Consider the following 5,180-nt stretch of genomic DNA (forward strand, 5'->3'; position numbering starts at 1 on the left):
GAGGTAGCGGGCCAGCCGGTTGGCCTGGCGGTTGAGTTCGCCGTAGCTCATGTGCTGCTCGCCCAGCACCAGGGCCGTAGCGTCGGGGCGCTGCTGCGCCTGGTGCTCCACGCGCTGGTGCAGGGACAGCACAGGCTGTGCATCTGGCAGGGGCGACAGCGAGGGAGCGCCCCACCCTTGCAGTCGCTTTTTTTCGAGATCGGTCAACAGGTCCAACTCGCCTACGGTCTGCTCGGGCGTTTGCACCAACGCGCGCAAAACCGCCTGGTAGTGGCCAGCAATGCCTTCAATGGTTTCATGGTCGAACAACTCGGCTGCGTAGTTGAACGCTGCGTGAATACGGCCGTCTGCATGCTCGCGCACGTCCAGGGTCAACTCGAACTGCGCCGCCTGACCTCCCAGCTCAAAGGTTTGCAATGAAAGACCGGGCAGCTGCGACAGCGCATCGAAATCACCGCGCTGGTGGTTGAACATCACCTGGAACAGCGGAGGGTGGTCCAGGCTGCGGTCGCCAGCCAGCGCGTGAACCAGTTGCTCAAAAGGAAGGTCCTGGTGCAATTGCGCACCCAGCGAAGCCTCTTTGACATCGGCCAACACGGACCGCAGGCTGGCGCGGTCATCCAGCCTGGCGCGCAGCACCAGCGTGTTCACGAAAAAGCCGACGATGCCTTCGGTCTCCAGGCGACTGCGATTGGCCAGCGGCACGCCGACCCGGATGTCGTCCTGACCGGTCCACCGCTGCAAAAGAATCTGCCATGCCGCCAGCAATACCATGAAGGGCGTGCAGGAACAGGCCTGAGCGCAGCGTTGCACGCCAAGCGCAATGTTCGGCACCAGCTCGACCGCGTGGCGGGCGGTGCGATACCGGCCGTCGGCCCGCCGGGCGTGGTCTGCTGGCAGTTGCAACACCGGCTGCTCGTCGCCGAGCTGCTGCGTCCAGTAGGCCAGTTGCCGCTCCATTTCACCCGCTTCCAGCCAGTGCTTCTGCCAGGCGGCGTAATCGGCATATTGAACCGGCAATGCGCCTGCAGTGGAGGGCTCTCCGGCAAGGCAGGCTCGGTAATGCTCAACGAACTCGTCCACGATCACCTGCAGCGACGCCCCGTCGGACACGATGTGGTGCATCACGACGACCAGCACATGCTCGTCATCTGCCAGGCGAATCAATCCCACACGCAGCAGTGGTCCAACAGTGAGGTCGAACGGGGTATCGCAAAGGCGCTGAGCCTCAGCATGGGCCGCATCTTCCCGGTTGCGCACGGACTCGTTCGACAGATCGGTCAGGCTCCAGTGAAACAGTGGGGTGGAACCGATCACCTGCTCGACTTCGCCATCGGCAGCCGTGCGGAATACGGTTCGCAGTGCCTCATGGCGCTGCACCAAGGCGATAAAGCTGGTCTGGACAGCGGCCGAGTCCAGCGGACCGCGCAGCCTCAGCGCGGCGCTGATGTGATACGCCGTGCTCTGAAGGTCCATCTGCCAGAGAAACCATTGGCGAAGCTGGGCGTACGACAGCGGGGAGCGCTCCTGCAATGCCGCATCCCGGGGCAGGATGGGGAACTGGCTCGGGTTCAGTCCCTCGGCGCGGATTTTTTGATAGACCACGCGGCGTTGCTCGGCAGTCAGCCGGGAAAAGCGCTCGGCGATGCGACGGGTGGCGATGGTTTCCATCAAAGGGTCTCCAGGCTGTCAATCAAGGCGTCGATGTCCGACAAGGCCTGCGCGGCGGGCCGCTGGTTTTGCGATGGCACAAGCAGTGCGGCCATGTCACGCAGCACGGGGAACTGGAAGACCTGTCGGAGCGTGAGTTCGGTGTGTATCAAGTCCTGCACGCGGGCGACCAGCCGGGTGGACAGCAGCGAGTGGCCGCCCAATTCGAAGAACTGGTCATTGCGCCCAACGCGTTCCAGGCCCAGCACCTCGGCCCAGATGGCGGCCAGCGCCTCCTCGATCTCCCCCTGTGGCGCTTCATAGCCTTCGCTGGCCCCGAACTGCGCCGCAGGCAGCGCCCTCCTGTCCACCTTGCCGTTGGCGTTCAGCGGCAACCGCTGCAGCACCACGGCCGCAGCCGGCACCATGTAGTCCGGCAAGGCCTTGCCCAGCCGCTCGCGCAGCCACGCCGCATCGATCGGACGGGATCCGTTCAGTGTTGCCGTCAGCGCCACGTACGCCACCAGCCGCCCACCCTGCTCCACCACCACCGCCTCCCGCACTTCGGGCTGCGCCAGCAGTTGCGCCTCGATCTCCCCCAGCTCGATCCGCAAGCCTCGGATCTTCACCTGGTGGTCCAAACGACCCAGGTACTCCAGTTGCCCTTCGGTGTTCCAGCGCACCAGGTCTCCCGTTCGGTACAGCCTCTGGCCTTCGCTGCCCGCAATGAAGCGCTCGGCTGTCAGCCCTGCACGCCCCAGGTAGCCTCGCGCCAGGCTGATGCCGCCCAGGTACAGCTCTCCCGCTACGCCCAGGGGCACCGGGTTCAGCTGGCCATCGAGCACCAGGGCCTGCGTGGCCGAGATGGGCCGCCCGATCGGCACTTGCGTGCGACCGTCATCCCGGCATTGCCACTGCGTGACGTCGATCGCCGCTTCGGTCGGTCCATACAGGTTGTACAGAGAGGCTTGCGGCCACTGTCGCAAGGCAGCGTTCTGTGTAGCGGCAGGCAACGCCTCTCCGCTGCACACGATGCGCCGAAGGCTGGTGCAGGCGGTAGCGCTTTCGTGGGTAAGGAATGCCTGGAGCATCGAGGGCACGAAATGCACCGTGCTCACCGCGTGGCGCTGGATGAGCGCCGCCAGCCGGGCCGGCTCGCGGTGATCGCCCGAGGCAGCCAGCACCAATCGCGCGCCCTGCATCAAAGGCCAGAAGAACTCCCACACCGACACGTCAAAGCCGAACGGCGTTTTCTGCAGCACGGTGTCGTGAGCGTCCAGTGCATAGGCCTGTTGCATCCACGCAAGCCGGTTGTGCAACGCGGAATGCCGATTGGCGGCGCCTAATAAACCAATGTAGATGACGTAGGCCAGGTTCTCCGCATGCAGCGGCACCTTCGGGTCGTGCTCTGGCTCGTCGCTCAGTTGCAGTGAGTCCAGCGCCAGGATGTCCAGCCCGGATGCTGGGGGGATCGCTCCGCTCAGGTGGCTTTGCGTGAGCAGCAGTCTGATGCCGCTGTCCTGCACCATGTACGCCAGCCGCTCTGGCGGGTATTCCGGATCCAGGGGCACGTAGGCGCCCCCTGCCTTCAAGATGCCCAGCAGGCCCACCACCATCTCGGTGCTGCGCTCCACCAGAATGCCCACCCGTGTCTCAGGCCGCACGCCCAGCCGCACCAGCCGGTGCGCCAGACGGTTGGCCCGGGCGTTGAGCTCGCCGTAGCTCAGGTGTTCTTCGCCGAACACCAGCGCAGGGGCTTGCGGCTGCGCCAGCGCCTGGCGCTCGAACAGCTCGTGTACGGGCACGGGTGCGCCATGGCCCTGGCGGTTGTCACCCCAGGCCGCCAGCTGCCCCTGCTCGGCTTGACCCAGCAGGGGTACTTCCCCTACCAGCTGCTCGGGGTGCTCGGCCAGGGCCTGCAGGAGCGCTACGTAGTGCCCCGCCATCCGCTCCATCGTCTCGGGGTTGAACAGCTCCGCCGCATACGTCCACTGCATCCGCACTCGCCCATCTGACTCCTCCGTGGTGCTGAGCGCCAATTCAAACTGCGCCGTGCCGTCCGGCAACGGTTGGTCTTTCAGCACCAAGCCAGGCAGATTCCGCAAGGCGCCCAGGCCATTGCGCTGATGGTTGAAAAGCACTTGGAACAAAGGGCTTACACCCAGGCTGCGATCCGGCTGCAGCACTTCCACCAGTTGCTCGAACGGCAAGTCTTGATTGGCCTGCGCGCCATTCGCTGCACGCTTGGCGGCCCCGAGCACATCTCCCATTGCGGTACGGCCATCGAATTGCCCGCGCAGCACTTGGGTGTTCACGAAGAAGCCGATCAGCCCTTGTGTTTCGACCCGGTCGCGGTTGGCAATCGGGACACCGACCCGAATGTCCTGCAAGCCGGTGTAGCGGTGCAGCAGTGTCTGGAAACCCGCCAGCAAGGCCATGAACAACGTGGCGTCCTGTGATCGCGCACGGCGCTGGAGAGCGCTGACCAGCGAAGGGGCAAGCTCCATTTCGCACAAAGCGGCCCGGTACTGTCCCTCCGCACGCCGCGCTCCATCGGTGGGCAACTGCAGCACCGGGTGGTCGCGGCCCAGTTGCTGTGTCCAGTAGGCAAGCTGGCGTTCCTTTTCGCCCGCCTCCAGCCACTTCCGCTGCCAGGCGGCATAGTCTGCGTACTGGATGGGCAGCGGTGGCTGCGCGAGTGACCGGCCTTGCAGCCGCGCTTGGTAACGCGCCACAAACTCGTCCACCAGTACCTGCATGGACCAGCCGTCAGAGACGATATGGTGCATGGCCACGACCAGCCAGTGCTCGCGCTCTGCCAAGCGGATCAACCCGACCCGAAGCAAAGGCCCCGAAGTGAGATCGAAAGGGGTTTGACTGATGCGCCGTGCCTCTTCCCTTGCGCGGTGGGGTTGCTCCAGCAAGGCAAGGCTGCGCAGGTCCGTCACCTGCAGCGCGAGCGGCGCGTTGGGCTGGATCACCTGTTCGGCGGTACCGTCGGGGCGAGCACGGAAGACGGTGCGCAAGGCCTCGTGCCGTTCGATCAGATCGGCAAAGCTGGCGCGCAGTGCGTCTGTGTCCAGCGTTCCGTGACATTGCAGCGCACCGCTGATGTGATAAGCCGTGCTCTGCGGGTCCAATTGCCAAAGGAACCATTGCCGCAACTGAGCGTGCGACAGCGCGACAGGTCCACTGCGCTCATCCGCACTCAGCACGGTAATGCGAGAACGCTCGTCGTCCACGGTTGCGGATTCGGCCTGTGCAGCGGCGACCGCCTGGGCGAGGAATGACAGTCGTTGATGCTCGAACACCTGCCGTGGTCCCAAAGGAATGCCTTGCGCACGCGCCCGGGCACAGACCTTGAGACTGAGGATCGAATCTCCACCCAGTTCGAAAAACTGGTCATGTCGCCCAACGCGTTCCAGGCCCAGCACTTCGGCCCAGATGGCGGCCAGCGCCTCCTCGATCTCCCCCTGTGGCGCTTCATAGCCTTCGCTGGCCCCGAACTGCGCCGCAGGCAGCGCCCTCCT

2 protein-coding genes are annotated in these 5,180 nt (G+C 65.0%); both read right to left on the reverse strand.

Annotated features, from left to right (window positions below; all coding sequences use genetic code 11):
- Positions 1 to 1,671: condensation domain-containing protein (locus BLT03_RS23485; protein ID WP_139160532.1), on the reverse strand; the 1,671-nt coding region annotated here is incomplete at its 3' end.
- The coding region (locus BLT03_RS23490) for a non-ribosomal peptide synthetase (protein WP_139160533.1) at positions 1,671 to 5,180 on the reverse strand (3,510 nt) is incomplete at its 5' end. The genes BLT03_RS23490 and BLT03_RS23485, both read right to left, overlap by 1 nt.

This window comes from Paracidovorax valerianellae, assembly GCF_900102625.1.
In the GTDB taxonomy this organism is placed as follows: domain Bacteria; phylum Pseudomonadota; class Gammaproteobacteria; order Burkholderiales; family Burkholderiaceae_C; genus Paracidovorax; species Paracidovorax valerianellae.